Annotated in this window: 16 protein-coding genes; 13 read left to right on the forward strand and 3 right to left on the reverse strand. The window is 41.9% G+C overall.

What is annotated here, in order from left to right:
• Positions 1–94 precede the first annotated feature (94 nt).
• From efp to nusB, 3 genes are read left to right on the forward strand one after another with little or no spacing between them, the layout of a single operon-like run.
• Positions 95–655, forward strand: coding sequence for an elongation factor P (gene efp / locus SM121_RS03845; RefSeq protein WP_003005479.1), 561 nt, complete (start codon positions 95–97; stop codon positions 653–655).
• A gap of 36 nt (positions 656–691) precedes the next feature.
• Complete coding sequence (locus SM121_RS03850; protein WP_003005404.1) at positions 692–1081, forward strand: Asp23/Gls24 family envelope stress response protein; 390 nt, start codon at positions 692–694, stop codon at positions 1079–1081.
• Positions 1074–1505, forward strand: coding sequence for a transcription antitermination factor NusB (nusB, locus tag SM121_RS03855; protein ID WP_003008602.1), 432 nt, complete (start codon positions 1074–1076; stop codon positions 1503–1505). The genes SM121_RS03850 and nusB overlap by 8 nt, the downstream gene beginning before the upstream one ends.
• A 224-nt stretch (positions 1506–1729) precedes the next feature.
• Here nusB and SM121_RS03860 read toward each other — a convergent pair whose 3' ends face one another.
• Together SM121_RS03860 and SM121_RS03865 are read right to left on the reverse strand one after the other, a co-directional pair.
• Positions 1730–2695: a LacI family DNA-binding transcriptional regulator gene (locus SM121_RS03860; RefSeq protein ID WP_129299816.1), complete on the reverse strand. Its 966-nt coding sequence runs from the start codon at positions 2693–2695 to the stop codon at positions 1730–1732.
• Positions 2676–4130 carry a sucrose-6-phosphate hydrolase gene (locus SM121_RS03865; RefSeq protein WP_320911207.1) on the reverse strand — a complete coding sequence of 485 codons (1455 nt, stop codon included), beginning with the start codon at positions 4128–4130 and terminating at the stop codon, positions 2676–2678. Before SM121_RS03865 ends, SM121_RS03860 begins: the two co-directional genes overlap by 20 nt.
• A 379-nt stretch (positions 4131–4509) precedes the next feature.
• Here SM121_RS03865 and SM121_RS03870 point away from each other — a divergent pair, with 379 nt between their 5' ends.
• From SM121_RS03870 to SM121_RS03890, 5 genes are all read left to right on the forward strand, one after another.
• Positions 4510–6429 (forward strand): sucrose-specific PTS transporter subunit IIBC, encoded by a 1920-nt coding sequence (locus tag SM121_RS03870; RefSeq protein WP_270299140.1) that lies wholly within the window; start codon positions 4510–4512, stop codon positions 6427–6429.
• A 160-nt stretch (positions 6430–6589) separates the two neighbouring features.
• Entirely contained in the window at positions 6590–7489 is a 900-nt protein-coding gene (scrK, locus tag SM121_RS03875) for a fructokinase ScrK (protein ID WP_270299143.1), read from the forward strand.
• 95 nt (positions 7490–7584) lie between these two features.
• Positions 7585–7995, forward strand: a complete 411-nt coding sequence (locus tag SM121_RS03880; RefSeq protein ID WP_270299146.1) for a peptide deformylase — start codon at positions 7585–7587, stop codon at positions 7993–7995.
• Positions 7996–8214: 219 nt separating this feature from the next.
• The gene (locus tag SM121_RS03885) at positions 8215–8730 is read left to right on the forward strand and encodes a phosphatase PAP2 family protein (protein WP_320911208.1); all 516 of its coding nucleotides are present in this window, start codon (positions 8215–8217) and stop codon (positions 8728–8730) included.
• Positions 8731–8813: 83 nt separating this feature from the next.
• Positions 8814–9440 carry a GNAT family N-acetyltransferase gene (locus tag SM121_RS03890; RefSeq protein ID WP_155172473.1) on the forward strand — a complete coding sequence of 209 codons (627 nt, stop codon included), beginning with the start codon at positions 8814–8816 and terminating at the stop codon, positions 9438–9440.
• Between the two features lie 348 nt (positions 9441–9788).
• On the opposite strand, the gene queG is transcribed toward SM121_RS03890, so the two are convergent.
• Positions 9789–10928 carry a tRNA epoxyqueuosine(34) reductase QueG gene (queG, locus tag SM121_RS03895; protein ID WP_320911209.1) on the reverse strand — a complete coding sequence of 380 codons (1140 nt, stop codon included), beginning with the start codon at positions 10926–10928 and terminating at the stop codon, positions 9789–9791.
• Between the two features lie 115 nt (positions 10929–11043).
• Here queG and manA point away from each other — a divergent pair, with 115 nt between their 5' ends.
• The 5 genes from manA to SM121_RS03920 all read left to right on the forward strand — a co-directional run bounded on the left by manA (position 11044) and on the right by SM121_RS03920 (position 18849).
• Complete coding sequence (gene manA / locus SM121_RS03900) at positions 11044–11988, forward strand: mannose-6-phosphate isomerase, class I (protein ID WP_155126490.1); 945 nt, start codon at positions 11044–11046, stop codon at positions 11986–11988.
• 126 nt (positions 11989–12114) lie between these two features.
• Positions 12115–12855: a MerR family transcriptional regulator gene (locus SM121_RS03905; RefSeq protein WP_320911210.1), complete on the forward strand. Its 741-nt coding sequence runs from the start codon at positions 12115–12117 to the stop codon at positions 12853–12855.
• Between the two features lie 374 nt (positions 12856–13229).
• A complete protein-coding gene (locus tag SM121_RS03910; RefSeq protein ID WP_320911211.1) occupies positions 13230–15074 on the forward strand; it encodes an APC family permease in 1845 nt (614 codons plus the stop codon).
• Positions 15075–15248: 174 nt separating this feature from the next.
• Positions 15249–17768, forward strand: a complete 2520-nt coding sequence (gene secA / locus SM121_RS03915) for a preprotein translocase subunit SecA (RefSeq protein ID WP_155126496.1) — start codon at positions 15249–15251, stop codon at positions 17766–17768.
• Between the two features lie 52 nt (positions 17769–17820).
• The gene (locus tag SM121_RS03920; protein ID WP_155126499.1) at positions 17821–18849 is read left to right on the forward strand and encodes a 3-deoxy-7-phosphoheptulonate synthase; all 1029 of its coding nucleotides are present in this window, start codon (positions 17821–17823) and stop codon (positions 18847–18849) included.
• The last annotated feature ends 5 nt before the right edge of the window (positions 18850–18854 follow it).

Below are 18854 nucleotides of genomic sequence, written 5' to 3' on the forward strand. Positions count from 1 at the left end.
TTTCTTCTCAAAAAGAGAAGATTGCTGTTTGAGAAAAATCAAATAGTGTGTTACAATAAAGAGTAATCTATTTTTAAAAAAGAGGTAATAAAACATGATCGAAGCAAGTAAATTGAAAGCTGGTATGACTTTTGAAACAGCTGACGGAAAATTGATCCGCGTTTTGGAAGCTAGCCACCACAAACCAGGTAAAGGAAACACTATCATGCGTATGAAATTGCGTGATGTCCGTACTGGTTCAACATTTGATACAAGCTACCGTCCAGAAGAAAAATTTGAACAAGCGATTATCGAAACTGTTCCAGCTCAATACTTGTACAAAATGGATGATACAGCCTACTTCATGAACACTGAAACATATGACCAATATGAAATTCCAGTTGTGAATGTAGAACAAGAATTGCTTTACATCCTTGAAAACTCAGAAGTAAAAATTCAATTCTACGGAAGCGAAGTCATCGGTGTAACAGTACCTACAACTGTTGAATTGACTGTTGCAGAAACTCAACCATCTATCAAAGGTGCTACAGTGACTGGTTCTGGTAAACCTGCTACAATGGAAACTGGTTTGGTCGTAAACGTTCCTGACTTCATCGAAGCTGGACAAAAATTGGTCATTAACACTACTGAAGGAACTTACGTTTCTCGTGCATAAGAGACATCTCAGGGTGTCAAATAGAAAGGAACTTCTATGGCAACTGAACAATTTGGTGACATCGTTATTGCACCACGTGTATTAGAAAAAATTATTGCGATTGCGACAGCAAAAGTAGAGGGTGTCTATTCGCTTGAAAACAAGAGTGTTTCAGATAGCTTATCCAAACGCTCACTTGGACGTGGCGTTTACCTTCATACAGAAGAAGATGGTCAAGTTTCAGTAGACATCTATCTCTATTTAGAATATGGAGTGGCTGTACCATCTGTCGCTGTAGCCATTCAAAAAGCGGTTAAGTCTGCAGTTTATGATATGGCAGATGTAACCTTGGATGCTGTCAACATTCACGTTGTTGGTATTGCAACGGAAAAATCTCCAAAACCAGACTTGAAAGACTTGTTTAATGAGGACTTCCTCAATGACTGATGAAATTTTATTAGAATCACGTCGAGATTTGCGTGAGCGCGCCTTCCAAGCCTTGATGGCCTTGGAATACGATGGAGACATTGTTGAAGCTTGTCGCTTTGCTTATCTACATGACAAGGACCTAGCAGAAGACAAAGAAGTCGATCTTCCTGCCTTTCTCATGAATCTCGTGACGGGTGTCTATCAGTCAAAAGATCAACTAGACCAACAAATCGGTCAACATTTGAAAACCGGCTGGACTGTTGAGCGCTTGACCTTGGTAGAGAAAAACATCCTTCGTCTGGGAATTTATGAAATGACAGAGTTTGATACACCACAGATCGTCGCAGTCAATGAAGCGGTGGAATTGGCCAAGGCCTTTTCAGATGAAACCTCTTCACGATTTGTCAACGGTGTCCTCAGTCAATTTGTGACAGAAGAATAAGTAAAAAGGGAGTGGGAAAGAACTCCAACTAGTTAAAAGAGTTCGTTTTCCCACCCCCGCACAGTTGATTAGGTCATCTTTGGAGCTTAAAAGGCGAACAAAGATGCCAATCAACCACTGCGTCATACAGTTATTTCTATTAAATATAAAAGGCTAGACAGTTTTTGTCCAGCCTTTTTTTGACGAATAACAACCCCTACAGTAATAGAACTGTAGGGGTTGTTTTAGACACTTTTTCCAGAGTGGAGACTAACGGGCAAGAAATAACCGGTAGTCGCTACTTTTTTTCCTTCGATCTTTTGGAGTAAAAGATCCACCATGAGAATAGCAATGTCTTTGAGGGGTTGTTGGATGGTTGTCAGTTCAGGTGTATAGGTCTCGATGAACTGGGTTCCATCATAACCAATCACTTTCAAATCCTGAGGAATCTGAATATCTAATTCTCTAGCGACTTTCATGATCAAGATCGCCGTCAAATCATCGGAGGCAAAAATAGCGTCTGGTTTATGGTGGGTTAAAATCTGTTTGATTTCCATTTCTTTGCGAATAGGGGAGAAATCACTGGAAACATTAATGATCATGGACTCAGGTAGAACCGATGCAAATCCCGCATGACGCAAGCCTGTTGGAGAGTTGGAGTTGTCATTCCCTGTGATCATGATAATCTTTCGGGCTCCGGTTTTTACTAAAGTTTCTGCTGCAAGCACCCCGCCAGCGTAGTTGTCTGAAGAGACGACCGGAATTTCTGGGGAGAGGTTGCGGTCAAAAGCAATGATAGGAGCAGTTACCCGGTTGTAATCTTCAATGCCCAAATTATGACTTCCTGAAATGATGCCATCTACCTGGTTAGCCTCCAACATCTCAATATATTCGCGCTCTTTCTCGGAGTCGTGCTCACTATTGCAGATGATGGTTTTATAGCCATGTTTGAAGAGTTGGTGTTCTAGTTTGTCGATTAATTCAGCATAGAAAACATTGCTGATGTTGGGAAAGATCAAGCCGACTAACTTGGCTGATTTTCCTTGGAGGCTACGAGCAACATTGTTGGGTTTATAGCCCAATTCTCGCATGGCTTCTTGGACTTTTTGGATCGTTTTTTCAGACAGGTATCCTTTTTTATTGATGACCCGTGAGACAGTGGTAGGGCTGACACCGGCTAGTTTAGCGACATCAGTTAGCTTTGCGACCATAATCAAGTTCGTAGTAAGTTCCAGTAGGGGTTCCAGACTTGATCAAGATTCCATTTTGATCTGCATGTGGGTAGACCCGACCAGAAAATACTTTTTCTCCTTTATTGATAAAGATTTCAAAAATCGAATTGTCAATGAAAATATTAGCGGTTGTTGCTTGGTTAGCGATTGTGCAGCTACGGCTCGCACCGAATTCTTGGGCATATTGCTCACCAGCCTGGCTTCGATCGACTGTGACCAATCCTTTAGCCAGATCAAATGTGAGAGCTAAGCCCTTCCCTTCTGCATCGGCAAAGAGGACGATTTCGTTCTGGCTATCCTTTTCAAACTGCAATTCCAATTCATAGCAGTTCTTGGTTTGTGCCTTGTTGGCAAATTCCTCACTCTCAGCGCGCAAGTCTTTGATGGCTTCAACTGGGTATTGGTAGAGCTTGCCATCTTTGATGGTTAATTCTTTGACCAGTGAGAGAGCTCCTTGGTAGTCATAGGAATCCGTTGGATAAGAAACGTCTGGAAGACCTAGCCAGCTAACAGTATAGGCACGTCCATCGGGAGCATTAAATCCTTGAGTCGCATAGGCTTCAAAACCATAGTCGAGATTATGCAATTCAGATACATCAACCATTTTGGCCTTTTCTGGGTCAAAGCTTGCCCCAATCTTGTACATATTTGGATAGATATTGTCATAATCGAGAACGGCTTTATCTAAGCCTTGAGGGCAGTATAGGAGAACGGGTTGGTCTCCTACAAAGACTAGGTTGGGACATTCCATCATATAAGCTGTCCGATCGTTTGCAAAATCCAAGTCACCGACTGCAACCCAGTTGGTATAGTCGTTATCTACAGCCTTATAGAGACGGATGAATCCTTTCTTCTCAAGGTCTTGACCACCGACGATAGTGTAGTATTGCCCCTTAAAGTTAAAAATCTGTGGGTCACGGAAGTGACCCGTAGAGTCAGCTGGTTGATCAATCAAAATTTTGTCAATTTTTTCAATCTTTCCGTCTTTGTCCATCAAAGCACCGACTTGGTAAGGATGACGAACCCATTCTGCATCACGAACATTTCCAGTGTAGAATAAGAATAGTTTGTCACCAAATTGCATGGCTGATCCGGAATAAGCTCCATGGCTATCCAGATCTGTGTCTGGAAGAAGCGTTACACCAGTTTCTTTGAAATGAACCAAGTCTTCACTTTCTGTTTGTACCCATGATTTTAACCCATGGGCTGCACCAAATGGAAAATTTTGGTAAAACAAGATCCATTTTCCATCAAAGTAGGAAAAACCGTTAGGATCATTTAAGAGACCAGCTTTTGGCTCTACATGGTAGTGTGTATGCCAAGGAGATTTGGCCATATGATCTTGGATGGCTTGCTTTTCCTCTGTTGTCCAGTCTTCGTAACGTCGGTAACGACGTTCAGTTGTCCATTCCATTTTATTCCTCCGAATTTTTTCTTACTTCCATAGTACCGATTTCCCATTAAAAATGCAAGCGATAAATGAAAAAAATGGCAAAAAATGTCAAACGATTGACATCTATTTGGTTCCCCAGAGAAAAGAGGAGAAGCTGAAAATTTGTGAAAAAATGAAAGAAAATGAAAATAAAGAGTGGCTTTAAAAGAGCTAAATACTGTGGTTTAGGCATGTCTCGAAATGAAAAGAGTTTCATACTATCAAAAGGTGCCAAAAAGTCCAAAAAAGTTTCAAAAAAATCCTGCAAAACGGTTGACATATTTTTAATACGTGGTACAATTAAAAACGTAGAGACGGGTGAACCGTTTACATTACAAAAAAATAAGGAGATTTTTGCAAAATGTCAAATACAGAAATTGCAAAGCAGGTCATCGATGCAATCGGTGGGGTTGAGAACGTTAGCAGTGTTGCTCACTGTGCGACTCGTCTTCGCGTGATGGTAAAAGATGAATCAAAAATCAACAAAGATGTTGTTGAGAACATTGAAAAAGTACAAGGTGCTTTCTTTAACTCAGGTCAATACCAAATCATCTTTGGTACTGGTACTGTAAACAAGATCTATGATGAAGTAGTAGCTCTTGGCTTACCGACATCATCAAAAGATGAAATGAAAGCTGAAGCTGCTAAACAAGGAAACTGGTTCCAACGCGCGATCCGTACCTTTGGAGATGTTTTTGTTCCAATTTTACCAGCGATCGTTGCGACTGGATTGTTTATGGGGATTCGTGGTGCTATTGCTCAAGACCAGGTTTTGGCTTTGTTTGGCACAACAGCAGATGCATTTAAATCTACTGATTTTTATACCTATTCAACAATTTTAACTGATACCGCGTTTGCCTTCTTCCCAGCCTTGATTTCATGGTCTGCATTCCGAGTATTCGGAGGAAATCCTGTTCTTGGGATTGTAATTGGTTTGATGATGGTTAGTCCTACACTTCCAAATGCGTGGGTTGTAGCGGAAGATCCTTCTAAAGCAGCAACATACTTTGGTATCTTCCATCATGTGGTTGGATTCCAGAACTCAGTTCTTCCTGCATTCTTCGTTGGTCTAATCGGTGCGAAACTTGAAAAGTGGCTCCATAAGAAAATCCCAGATGTCTTAGATTTGTTATTGGTTCCATTATTCACATTGACAGTCATGTCGTTCCTCGCCTTGTTTATTATTGGTCCATTCTTCCACAGCATCGAGGAACATGTATTAAATGCAACTAAATTTATTTTGAATTTACCATTCGGTCTTGCAGGGTTGCTTATCGGTGGTGTTCATCAGTTGATTGTCGTTACTGGTGTCCATCATATTTTTAATCTTCTTGAATCACAATTAATTACTGCGGATAAAAAAGATCCTTTTAATGCAATTATTACAGCCGCTATGACTGCACAAGCTGGAGCTACTTTAGCAGTGGCAGTGAAATCTAAATCTCAAAAAGTAAAAGCTTTAGCATTCCCTGCAACTATTTCTGCCCTATTAGGTATTACTGAACCTGCCATCTTTGGTGTAAACTTGCGTTATGTGAAACCATTCGTTATTGCTTTGGGAGCAGGTGCCGTAGGTGGATGGATTGCATCTATGTTAAATCTTGCTGGTACAGGTTTCGGAATTACAATTATTCCAGGTACACTTCTTTATCTAAACGGTCAATTATTGAAATATGTATTTATGGTTGTGTTTACAACTGCACTAAGTTTCGGTTTGACTTATATGTTTGGTTATGAAGATGAAGCTTCATCAGTTCCTGCAGAGGATAAAGAAGCTGGTGCAATTATTGAAGAAGAAACAACTGGAAATGTTCCTGCATCTCTTCAAGATGAAACGATCATCTCACCTATCGTTGGTAGTTCTGTAGCTCTTGCTGATGTGAATGATCCTGTCTTCTCAAGTGGAGCGATGGGACAAGGGATTGCCATCAAACCAACTGAAGGCGTTGTATACGCACCAGCTGATGCGGAAGTTACCATTGCTTTTGCAACTGGTCATGCCTACGGTTTGAAGACAGCTAATGGTGCTGAAATCTTGATCCACGTTGGGATTGATACCGTATCAATGAACGGGGAAGGATTTGATCAAAAAGTAGCTCAAGGTGATAAAGTGAAAGCTGGTGATATCCTTGGTACATTTGATGCAGCGAAAATCGCCGCAGCTGGTCTTGAAGACACAACCATGGTGATCGTCACTAACACAGCTGACTTTGCCTCTGTCACACCTGTTGCAACTGGATCTGTTGAAAAGGGTGATGCGATTATTGAAGTCAAAGCTTAATTGAATCAATAAGTTCTCAAGGACTGGTCAGATCATCTCCAGTCCTTGAATTTTATTTCTCAAAAAAGGTGTGCTTTTTCTTTAGAGAAGAGAAAAAGGTTGACGATAAAATATGCTATAATAAATACAGGATATTTTTCATAATAAAAAAGGAGCCAACATGACAAAATTATATGGAAGTTTGGAAGCTGGCGGTACAAAATTTGTTTGTGCGGTTGGTGATGAAAACTATAATGTTGTGGAAAAAGTACAATTTCCAACAACCAAGCCAATTGAAACTATTGATAAGTGTATTGAATTTTTCTCAAAATTTGAGGATCTAGTTGGGCTTGCGATTGGTTCATTTGGACCAATTGATATCGATCCAAATTCAAACACTTATGGTTTTATCACAACGACTCCAAAACCAAATTGGGCCAATGTAGATATCGTTGGGGCCTTCCGTCGTGCCTTGAATGTCCCTATCTATTTCACGACAGATGTGAATAGCTCTGCCTATGGAGAAGTGGTGGCACGTAATAATGCGGGTGGCCACATCGAAAACTTGGTTTACTATACCATCGGAACAGGGATCGGTGCTGGTGTTATCCAACGTGGTGAGTTTATCGGGGGTGCTGGACACCCAGAAATGGGTCACTACTATGTTGCCCAACACCCAATGGATGTAGAAAAAGAATTCAAGGGTGTTTGTCCTTTCCACAATGGCTGTTTGGAAGGCTTTGCGGCTGGTCCAAGTCTCGAAGCTCGTACAGGTATTCGTGGGGAAAACATTGAACTCAACAGCAATGTATGGGATATTCAAGCTTACTACATCGCACAAGCAGCAGTGAATGCGACAGTTACCTTCCGCCCAGACGTCATTGTCTTTGGAGGAGGAGTAATGGCTCAACAACATATGCTGGATCGTGTGCGGACGAAATTTACAGCTCTCTTGAACGGTTACCTCCCTGTACCAGATGTGAGAGATTATATTGTGACACCTGCAGTTGCGGGCAATGGTTCAGCGACCTTGGGGAACTTTGTTCTTGCAAAAGAAGTGAGCGAGAGGCTTAAAAAATAAGTAGCAATTGTCTCTTAGAGGTTAGAAATAAGAGCGAGACCGAGACAGATTTGTCTCGGTTTCTTTCGTCTATCTATAAGGAAGAGAGGGAAGGAATGAAAAAGAATATTGTGAAGGATGTCTTATTCTTGGGTCAAAAGTCAGAAGAAGCGACACCTGAGGATCGCACCTTGGCTCTGGATTTGCAGGATACCTTAAATGCTCATCTTCTTGAGTGTGTAGGATTGGCGGCCAATATGATCGGGGTGAAAAAGCGGGCGATTATCATTCGAATGGGAAATGAAAATCTGATCATGTTTAATCCTGTTCTCCTTGAAAAGAAAAAGCCTTATCAAACAGAGGAAGGATGTTTATCTTTAGTGGGGAGTCGGTCAACAACTCGTTACGAGGAGATGACAGTGGCCTATCGAGATGTGAATTGGAAAGCAAAAACGATTCATTTGTCAGGTTTTCCAGCCCAGATCTGTCAGCACGAAATGGATCATCTAGAAGGCGTTATCATATAGAAGTGATGGATGGAGTCAATCTGGCTCCATTTTTTACTAGGAAAAAGTGATAGAAAAGTCGATTCTTGGAGACATAAAATTGATAAAAGCAAAAAAAGGAATAGCGGTTGTATAGAAAAAGAAGAAAGAGACAATAAAAAAGGAACCGTACTTGACAGGTTTTCTTAGGATCGCGTATACTAGTAGTACAAAAATGAGATGACAGATAGGAGTGCCAACATGATGCCCAATCTTCAAGATTATTCGAAATTTTATCGTTGGCTAACCTTGCCTTTTACGAGAAAACCACATCGTGTGCAGGTTCTTCAAAGGATGAATCGAATCTTGACGTTCGCCATGCCAGTCATCTACAGTCTAGTCTTTTGTTGGCTATTTTTTAAGAAAACTTCGCTTGGAGGAATCTGGCCTTTTATCTGGATTCCTGCTTCAGGTTTTGTCTTGTTTAGCCTCTTTCGTCATTGGGTCAATGTTCCGAGACCGTATGAAAAATGGGAGATTCAACCATTATTAGACAAAAATTCATCCGGTCATTCCTTTCCTAGCCGACATGTTTTTTCGGCGACTATTATCTCCATGTGTGTCTGTCAGTTGTCGCTTCCGCTAGGAATGTGCTCGATGCTCCTATCTCTTCTATTAGCCCTTGTCCGAATTCTCGGAGGGGTTCATTATCCTAAGGATGTCTTCGCCGCGTGGGTATTAGGACTCATCTGGGGCGAACTCTTTTTGCTACTTTAAATGAACAAATTTCTGAAAATTGACCTTTGTTCAAGAGCGAGTGATAGTGTATACTGGAAGGAGGACTTGAATGAGGAGAGAAGATGAAGTACAGAAAAGCAGAAAAAGCAGATCTGGATCAGGTGGTTCGAGTAGCCAGTACAGCCTTTGAGGACTATCTATTTTTAAAAGTTATCAAGGATTTGGTTCGGGATCTGAAACAATACCCTGTTTTTGTTGAAAAAATGATGCGCATCTTAGTAAGGATTTTTTTTAAGCACCATATTTGCCTTGTAGCAGAAAAAAATACTGAAATTTATGCAGTTGCCTTGTTGCAAAAGGGACCGATTCCTTTTCGGCTCTATCTTTTGAATGGAGGAATCGGGTTGCTCAAGTTTATCTCCTTGAAGAATATCTTGTCCTATTTGAAATTTATGGAGGACACGGATAAGGAATTGGAGCAAAATGTAGATTTTGATTGGTATTTGATGCTTCTCGCAGTCGCCCCTAAACACCAACGGCAGGGCTATGGCAGTCGCTTTATGACAGAAGGAATTGAGCCTTTCTTGGAAGAGATCCAAGGAAAAAAACTAGCCTTTTATACCAATACCAAAGGAAATGTCTATTTTTACACGAAAAATGGTTACAAGGAAGTCTATTCAAGTGAGATTAGCTTTAATCAAGTAGAGATGGGTAGTTGGTATTTCTTGAAGGAACTAAAAAAACACTAAGGATACAACCTTAGTGTCAGCTTGATGACAAAGTCATTTTAGAAACTTTCCTTAGGTGAGTACGGACGACAGCGAACTTCGAAGAAGTTCCATGACTTAGTTTTGAGCCCCTTCGCTTTTCAATTTTTGGACTCTGGCTAAAACAGTTCCCCGAACTGTTTTACTCTCAAAACTCCCGAGCTCTTGAAACTGAATAGTTTCAAGAGCTTTTCTCACGTCGGAAAGTTTCAGTTGATGATTGAATAATTCTAACGAATAATTTTTTTTATTTTTACAGAAGTTAATAGATTTGTATAAAATAGCAATTTGTATACGCCCTCACACTAAGGTTACAACCTTAGTGTTTTTTCATTGTAGTTCTGGATCAGCTCGAACACCGAATTTTTCAAAGAAAGCAGTTCGTTCTTCTATGATAGCGTCCGTCGGATGTTTGATATTCCGTAAGAGCTCAACAAGGTCCGGCGTGACTTCACGAAGCAGTTGCCCTAAAGACCAGATAGCTGTTGCAATATGGATCTGATTTTGTGAAGTTTCGATGATGTTCAGGAGCTTAGGGATGGCCGAGCGGTCATTGGCATTGGCTAATGCAATGATGGCATTGCGCTGGAGGATATTCTTGCCTCGCCAACTTCCAGCAACGTTCCCGAATTTTTCTTTAAATTGTCCGTTGGATAGTTCTATAAAGGGAATCAACTCTGGATGAGCTAGATCAGGATCGATTTCTGTTGCCAAGGGATTATCTAACCCTTTGTTATAAGGGCAACTAATCTGACAAATATCACATCCATAGATGACCGTTTTAATTTTCTTACGAAATTCTAGGTCCATCATGCCCTTGTCTTGGGTTTGGAAGGACAAACAGCGTTTGGCATTCATAGAGCCATCCCCGATTAAACAGGAGGTTGGGCAAGCATCTAAACAACGCCGACAGTCTCCACAACCATAGTCGACAGGCTGATCTGGTTCGATTTCGAGGTTGGTAATCAATTCACCCAGAAACATGTAAGAACCGAATTCTTTTGAAATGACCAAACCATTTTTTCCGATGAAGCCAATCCCAGCTCGTCGGGCGACAGCCGTATCAACCAGTGCTCCAGTATCGACCATGCCCTTGTATTCAAAATCCTGCGTCATTTCTTCAATCCCAGCAGCTAAGCGGTTGAGCTTGTCTTGAAGGACATAATGGTAGTCTAATCCCCAGCTGTTGGGTGTGAATTTTCCTCTTTTATAGGCAGTTTTTTGAGGTTGTTGCTTGAGTTTGTGGGGGTAGGCGACAGCGATTGAGATGATGGTCTTTGCGGAGGAGAGACTTAATTTGGGTTGGATGCGCTCTTCAATATTCTTATGCTCGAATCCAGAATTCCGTCCTTCCTCAACGGCCAAGCGGAGCGATTTTTCCAAATAAGCGAAGTCATCAGCAGTTGTAAATCCAATTTTTGAAATCCCAATAGAATGCGCCAGTTGGATAATGTTTTCTTTTAGTGTCATCCCCTTCATTATACACAAAAATAAAGTTTCTGGCGAGAGAGGAAAATAATAGAAAGGGCTTTCAAAAACTTTCTTTTTTTTGTATAATAGAAACATGAAATGCGAGGAGGATATTATGGGACAACCATTATTTTTACATTCAGTCATGCAGGAAAAAATTTGGGGAGGAACTCGTCTGAAAGAAGAATTTGGTTACGAAATTCCGAGCGACCATGTCGGTGAATTTTGGGCGATTTCAGCCCATCCACATGGAGTTTCTAAAGTAGCCAATGGTCCATACGAAGGAATGGGATTGGACCAGCTCTATCAAGAGCATCGGGAATTATTCGGGAATCGTAAAGAGCCTGTCTTTCCTTTATTAACAAAGATTTTGGATGCCAACGATTGGCTCAGTGTACAGGTGCACCCAGATGATACCTATGCAATGGAACATGAAGGAGAACTTGGAAAAACTGAGTGTTGGTATGTGATTGCGGCTGATGAAGGATCTGAGATTATCTATGGACACAATGCCAAGTCAAAAGAAGAACTCCGCCAGCAAATCGAAGATAAAAACTGGGATGCCTTGTTAACAAAGGTTCCTGTCAAGGCTGGAGATTTCTTCTATGTGCCAAGTGGGACCATGCACGCCATTGGTTCTGGAATTTTGATTCTTGAAACCCAACAGTCGAGTGATACCACCTACCGGGTTTATGATTTTGACCGCAAGGATGCTCAAGGAAACTTGCGGGAACTTCACTTGGAAAAATCGATTGATGTGTTAAACATCGGTGAGCCTGCCAATAGCCATCCAGATACAGTTGTCATCGATGACCTTCGAATGACCACCTTGGTTGCCAGTGATTTCTTCACTGTTTATAAGTGGGAACTGACTGGAAAAGCTGATTTTGAAAAGACTGCTGATTACAGCTTATTGAGCGTCATAGCCGGAGAAGGGAAATTGACGGTAGATGGAAAGGATTATCCTATTCAAAAAGGAAGCCACTTTATCCTACCGAGCGATGTTGAATCTTGGACTTTGGGAGGGCAAGGTTTAGAATTGATCGTGAGTCATCCATAAAAAGAAAGGGTTTGAGTTAAAAGTTGTGAAACAACTCAAGCCTTTTTTATCTGAAAACAATTATTATGTTAAGTCTTGACTCTGACCTAAGGGGAGGGATTATACTATCCTTGTAAGGAGGAAATCATGTACCATATCAAAGAAGCTGCAGAGCTGTCGGGTGTCTCTGTCAAGACCTTGCACTACTATGACAAGATAGGACTTCTCGTCCCTGTGAAATCTGAAAATGGTTATCGGACATACAGTCAAGAAGATTTAGAACGATTACAGGTGATTCTCTACTACAAGTATCTAGGATTTTCCTTAGATCAAATAGCAGAACTCTTGGCCGAAGAAAAATCTAACTTATTGCCCCATTTGACCAAACAGTTGGACTATTTGACTCAAGAAAGACAGCGTCTGGATACCTTGATTTCTACCTTGCAAAAAACTATTCAAGAACAAAAAGGAGAAAGAAAAATGACTATTGAGGAAAAATTTACTGGATTTAGCTACCAAGATACTCAAAAATACCAGCAAGAGGCGGTAGAGAAGTACGGTCAAGAAGTCATGGATCAAGCGCTTGAACGTCAAAAAGGTCGAGAAGAGGAGGCGACAGGAGCCTTTAATCAAGTTTTCCAAGTCTTGGCGAAAAACCTCCAGGCTGGTTTGCCAGTAACAGCATCGGAAAACCAAGATCAAGCCGCCAAACTTTTAGATGCGATTCGAACGTATGGATTTGAATGCTCTATAGAGGTTTTTGGCCATATCGGCAAAGGCTATGTCTATAATCCAGAATTCAAGGAAAACATCGACAAGTTTGGAGCTGGCACAGCCCAGTACACTTCGGATGTCATTTCCTTTTATGTCGAAAATCAAGCAAAATAAAAAAGTGAGAGTGGGACAGAAATCGGTAATTCGTTAGAATTCGATTTCGTCGTCCCACCTCCGCACAGTTGAGTAGGGCTGTAAAAGCTGATGAAAACAGCGTAGTAGAGCCCACTCAACCACTGCGTCTTGCTCGACAATCCAAAAATAATTGAGAGGCTAGGATTTTTGTCCCAGCCTCGTTTTTTGCTTGAATTAATTTGAAAAGAAGCGGACCGATCTAAGAGAGGTTGGATAAATGAACACAATGAAAACTTTATGAATATTTCACAATTTCAGTTGACAGTCTTGAAAAAAAGGAGTAGAATAACCCCTGTTTTATGAAAAGAGGCAGGGAATTCCCGGCCTCATGAACTTTTTTCAAGGAGTTTTTTATGTTTTCAACATTGAAAAAATGGTTTATTGGCCGTCCGTTGAAATCTGGTGCAGAAGGTGAAGGCGGATTGCTAGGGAAAATGCAGGCCTTGGCTATGCTCTCTAGTGACGCGCTTTCTTCTATCGCCTACGGTCCAGAGCAAGTTATCCTGGTCTTGATGACCGTTTCAGCGGGAGCCATTTGGTGGTCTATTCCAATTGGGATTGTGGTCCTGGTTCTCCTAGCCAGTTTAACGATTTCTTATCGCCAGGTCATTCATGCCTACCCCCAAGGGGGAGGAGCCTATATGGTAACTACGGAGAACTTGTCTCCGAAAGCGGGTTTGATCGCTGGTGGTAGTCTCTTGGTTGACTACATGCTGACAGTAGCAGTATCTGTGTCTTCCGGTGCAGATGCCATTACGTCAGCGATTCCATCTCTTCATCCTTATAATCTTCACATTTCCATTTTGTTGGTCTTGATCTTGATGTTGATGAACCTTCGGGGACTGCGCGAATCGGCCACATCATTGATGATTCCGGTTTACCTTTTCATTGTCAGTACTATTGCCTTGATCGGCTATGGTGTGATCCAAATCTTGACGGGTCACTTAGCCTATAACGCAACTGCTCATGTGGGTCAAACTATTTCAGGGGTTAGTGTCATTCTCTTGTTGCGGGCCTTTACGAGTGGATCGGCTTCACTAACAGGGGTTGAAGCCATCTCCAATTCGGTTCCTTTCTTTAAGAAACCAGAAGCAAAGAATGCAGCCTCTACCTTGACCATTATGGCTTTGATTTTGGGGATCATGTTTGCAGGGATTACCTTCCTCAATTACTGGGTGGGTGTCGTTCCGACAAAAGGGGTAACGACTCTAGCCCAAATGGCCCAAGCTATCTTAGGGAATTCCCCAGTCGGACAAGCCTTCTTTTATGTCTTCCAATTATCAACAGCCTTGATCTTGGCAGTTGCGGCTAATACTGGCTTCTCCGCCTTTCCAATGTTGGCCTTTAACATGGCTAAAAATAAATACATGCCCCACATGTATATGGAAAAAGGGGATCGTCTGGGCTATTCTAATGGGATTTTGACCTTGGCGATTGGTGCGATCGTCTTGCTCTTGATTTTTGATGGACAAACAGAAAGCTTGATTCCGCTTTATACCATTGGGGTCTTCATTCCTTTTGCACTTTCTCAAACAGGGATGGTGATCCACTGGAAACGCCAATATCAAAAAGGATTTCTTAAGTATTCGCTTGCCAATATCCTGGGGGCAGCCATCTGTTATGGGATTGTCTTGATCCTCTTATTATTCCGTTTGCGTGAGATCTGGCCCTTCTTCCCTATCATTGGTCTCTTGCTTTGGATGTTCTTGAGCATCCGTAATCACTATGATAAAGTTGCGGCCCAATTGCGCTTGGGAGGTCAGATCGAAAAGACAAGTTATGCGGGCAATACCGTGATTGTCCTTGTTGGGAATGTCACTCAGGTAAGTGTGGGAGCTATGAGTTATGCAAACAGCCTAGGAAACGATGTTGTAGCCATGCACGTCTCAACGGAAGAAACCAAGGCCAAAGATGCTGAGGTAGCAGAAGAATTTAAGCATTATTTCCCTCATATTCGCTTTGAAAATGTCATGACGAGTTACCGGGATATTATCCAGCCAACGGTTGAATTTGTTGCGAAAGTAGCTGAGGAAGCTAAGAAAAAGGGGAATACTGTTACAGTCTTAGTCCCTCAATTTATTCCTAAAAAACATTGGCAAAATGTTCTCCACAACCAGATGAGTTTGAAATTGAAGTACGCTCTTCGTTGGCATGAAGAAGTGGTTGTAGCAAGCTATTCTTACCATTTGTCTGAATAAACATCGAACAAAGAAAAGATGTCTGCTTTAGCAGGCATTTTTTTGAATCCTTCAACACGAAAAAAATTATTAAAATGTCCTGTAGGATACAGCATTGATCTTGAAAAAATATTAAAAAAATGCTAGAATAAAAAGAACGTTTTAAATTTTAAAAGATTCAAAGTAAGGAAAAAAATGGCAAATTTATTAAAAACAATTATTGAAAATGATCGAGGCGAAATCAAACGCCTGGAAAAAATGGCTGATAAGGTATTTTCTTATGAAAACCAAATGGCAGCTTTGTCAGATGACGAATTAAAAGCTAAAACAGTTGAGTTTAAACAACGCTACCAAGACGGTGAGTCTTTAGATGATCTCTTGTATGAGGCTTTTGCGGTTGTTCGTGAAGGGGCAAAACGGGTACTCGGTTTGTTCCCATACAAGGTACAGGTTATGGGGGGGATCGTTCTTCACCATGGTGACGTTCCAGAGATGCGTACAGGGGAAGGAAAAACTCTGACAGCTACCATGCCTGTATACTTGAATGCATTGTCTGGTAAAGGCGTGCACGTTGTTACCGTCAATGAATACTTGACAGAGCGGGATGCAACAGAGATGGGAGAACTTTACTCATGGCTTGGCCTTTCAGTAGGGATCAACCTTGCAGCGAAATCTCCAGCTGAGAAAAAAGAAGCTTATCTCTGTGATATCACTTACTCAACCAACTCAGAGATCGGATTTGACTATTTGCGTGACAACATGGTTGTGCGTGCAGAAAACATGGTTCAACGTCCATTGAACTACGCCTTGGTCGATGAGGTAGACTCAATCTTGATTGACGAAGCGCGTACTCCATTGATCGTTTCTGGTCAGACAGCTTCTGATACGAGTCAGCTCTATCACATGGCTGATGCTTATGTGAAAACCTTGACAGAGGATGATTACATTATCGATGTTCCCTCTAAAACCATTGGTTTGTCTGATTCTGGTATTGACAAGGCAGAAAGCTACTTTAATCTTGAAAACTTGTACGATATTGAAAACGTAGCTTTGACTCACTTTATCGACAATGCCCTTCGTGCAAACTACATCATGATTTTGGATATCGACTATGTGGTTAGCGAAGATCAAGAAATCTTGATCGTCGACCAATTTACTGGACGGACCATGGAAGGACGTCGTTATTCTGATGGTCTTCACCAAGCGATCGAAGCCAAAGAAGGTGTTCCAGTCCAAGAAGAAACTAAAACATCTGCATCGATTACTTACCAAAACCTCTTCCGTATGTACAAGAAGTTGTCAGGGATGACAGGGACAGGGAAAACCGAAGAAGAAGAATTCCGTGAAATTTATAACATTCGCGTGATTCCAATTCCAACCAACCGTCCGATTGCCCGTATTGATCATCCAGACCTTCTCTACCCAAGCTTGAAATCAAAATTCAAGGCTGTTGTGGAAGATGTGAAGTCTCGTCATGAAAAAGGTCAACCAGTCCTCGTGGGTACTGTTGCCGTTGAAACCAGTGATTACCTTTCTCAATTGTTGGTTCAAGCAGGTGTTCCTCACGAAGTTTTGAATGCGAAAAACCACTACAAAGAAGCGCAAATTATCATGAACGCTGGTCAACGTGGCGCTGTTACCATTGCGACCAACATGGCCGGACGTGGTACGGATATCAAACTTGGTGAAGGTGTCCGCGAACTCGGTGGACTGTGTGTCATCGGGACAGAACGTCACGAAAGCCGTCGGATCGATAACCAGCTTCGTGGACGTTCAGGACGTCAAGGAGATCCAGGTGAATCTCAATTCTACTTGTCTCTTGAAGATGAATTGATGCGCCGTTTCGGTTCTGAACGGATCAAAGCAGTGCTTGATCGCTTCAAGTTGAGTGAAGAAGAATCGGTTATCCGTTCAAACATGTTCACCCGTCAGGTAGAGGGTGCACAAAAACGGGTTGAAGGAAACAACTACGATACTCGTAAACAAGTCCTTCAATACGATGACGTGATGCGGGAACAACGGGAAATTATCTACGCTGAACGCTATGATGTCATCACAGCTAACCGTGACTTGGCGCCTGAAATCAAGGCCATGATCAAACGGACCATCAAACGGATTGTTGAAGGAGCCAGCCACTCAAGCAAGGAAGAACGTATCGAAGCGATTTTGAACTTTGCCAAATACAATTTGGTTCCGGAAGATACGATTTCTGCAAGCGATATTGAAGGAAAATCTGACAAGGAAGTCATCGATTACTTGTATGCACGTGCAGAAGAAATCTATGCTAGCCAAGTAGCGAAATTGCGTGACGAAGAGTCTGTGCAAGAATTCCAAAAAGTCTTGATCCTTCGCGTGGTGGACAGCAAGTGGACGGACCATATCGATGCTTTGGATCAATTGCGAAATGCGGTTGGACTCCGTGGGTATGCGCAAAACAACCCAGTGGTAGAATACCAATCAGAAAGTTTCCGTATGTTTAACGATATGATCGGATCGATTGAATTTGATGTGACTCGTCTCATGATGAAAGCCCAAATTCACGAACAAGAACGTCCACGTACGGAACACAGTATTTCAACAACTGCGACTCGCAACATTGCAGCGCAACGACAAGATATTCCAGCAGATATTGACTTGTCACAAGTGAAACGCAACGATTTATGCCCTTGTGGTTCAGGTAAGAAATTTAAAAACTGTCACGGACGTAAATTTTAAGAGCTCCTCTGAAATAGAAAGAGGATGGGTCTAGGTAGCATAAGGAGGCCGTATGGTATTCATTACGAAGAGCAATAAGATTGATGAGCAAGAGATCACTTCGCTTTACCGCTTGGAAGGTCCAGCCTTGGAGCGCAAAGAAGCGCGTGATCGAGAATTGGAAGCGATTATCAAAGGAAAAGACCAACGGATCCTTCTTGTGATCGGGCCTTGCTCTTCTGATAATGAAGAAGCTGTGATGGAGTATGCCCGTCGTTTGGCAGACTTGCAAGAGCAAGTCAAAGATCAGATTTTCATTGTGATACGGGTCTATACGGCTAAGCCTCGGACCAATGGGGATGGCTATAAAGGCTTGATGCACCAACCAGATACGCATGCAGCACCAAGCTTTGTGGATGGTTTGAAAGCGGTTCGACATCTCCACTACCGTGTGATTACAGAAACTGGTTTGACAACTGCGGATGAGTTGCTTTATCCAGCAAGTCTTCCGTATGTTGAGGATTTGATTTCTTATCATGCCATTGGAGCGCGTTCAGTTGAAGACCAGGAGCACCGCTTTGTATCTAGTGGGATCTCTGCTCCGACAGGCATGAAGAATCCAACTTCTGGAAATCTTTCTGTCATGTTCAATGCGATTTATGCAGCCCAACATCCCCAAAACTTTTTGTTCAATGCCCAAGCAGTGGAAACATCAGGAAATCCTTTAGCTCATGCTATCCTTCGTGGAGGCTTGGATGCAAGTGGTAAGAATATTCCAAACTACCATTATGAAGATTTGCTAGCGGCAGCAAAACGCTATAGCGAAATGGGCTTACAACATCCCTTCATCCTGGTGGATACCAACCATGACAATTCTGGCAAACAATTCGAAGAGCAAGTACGCATCGTGAGAGAAACTATGATGAACCGTGCTTGGAACAAGGATTTGGCAACTTTAGTTCGTGGTTTCATGATTGAATCCTATCTAGAAGATGGCCGTCAAAATGAACCAGTGGTTTATGGTCAATCCATCACAGACCCTTGCCTGGGTTGGGAAAAAACACAGGCCTTGGTCAAAGAAATTGCAACGATGAATAAGTAAAAGGC

The organism is Streptococcus sp. S1 (assembly GCF_034137685.1).
GTDB lineage: Bacteria > Bacillota > Bacilli > Lactobacillales > Streptococcaceae > Streptococcus > Streptococcus dentalis.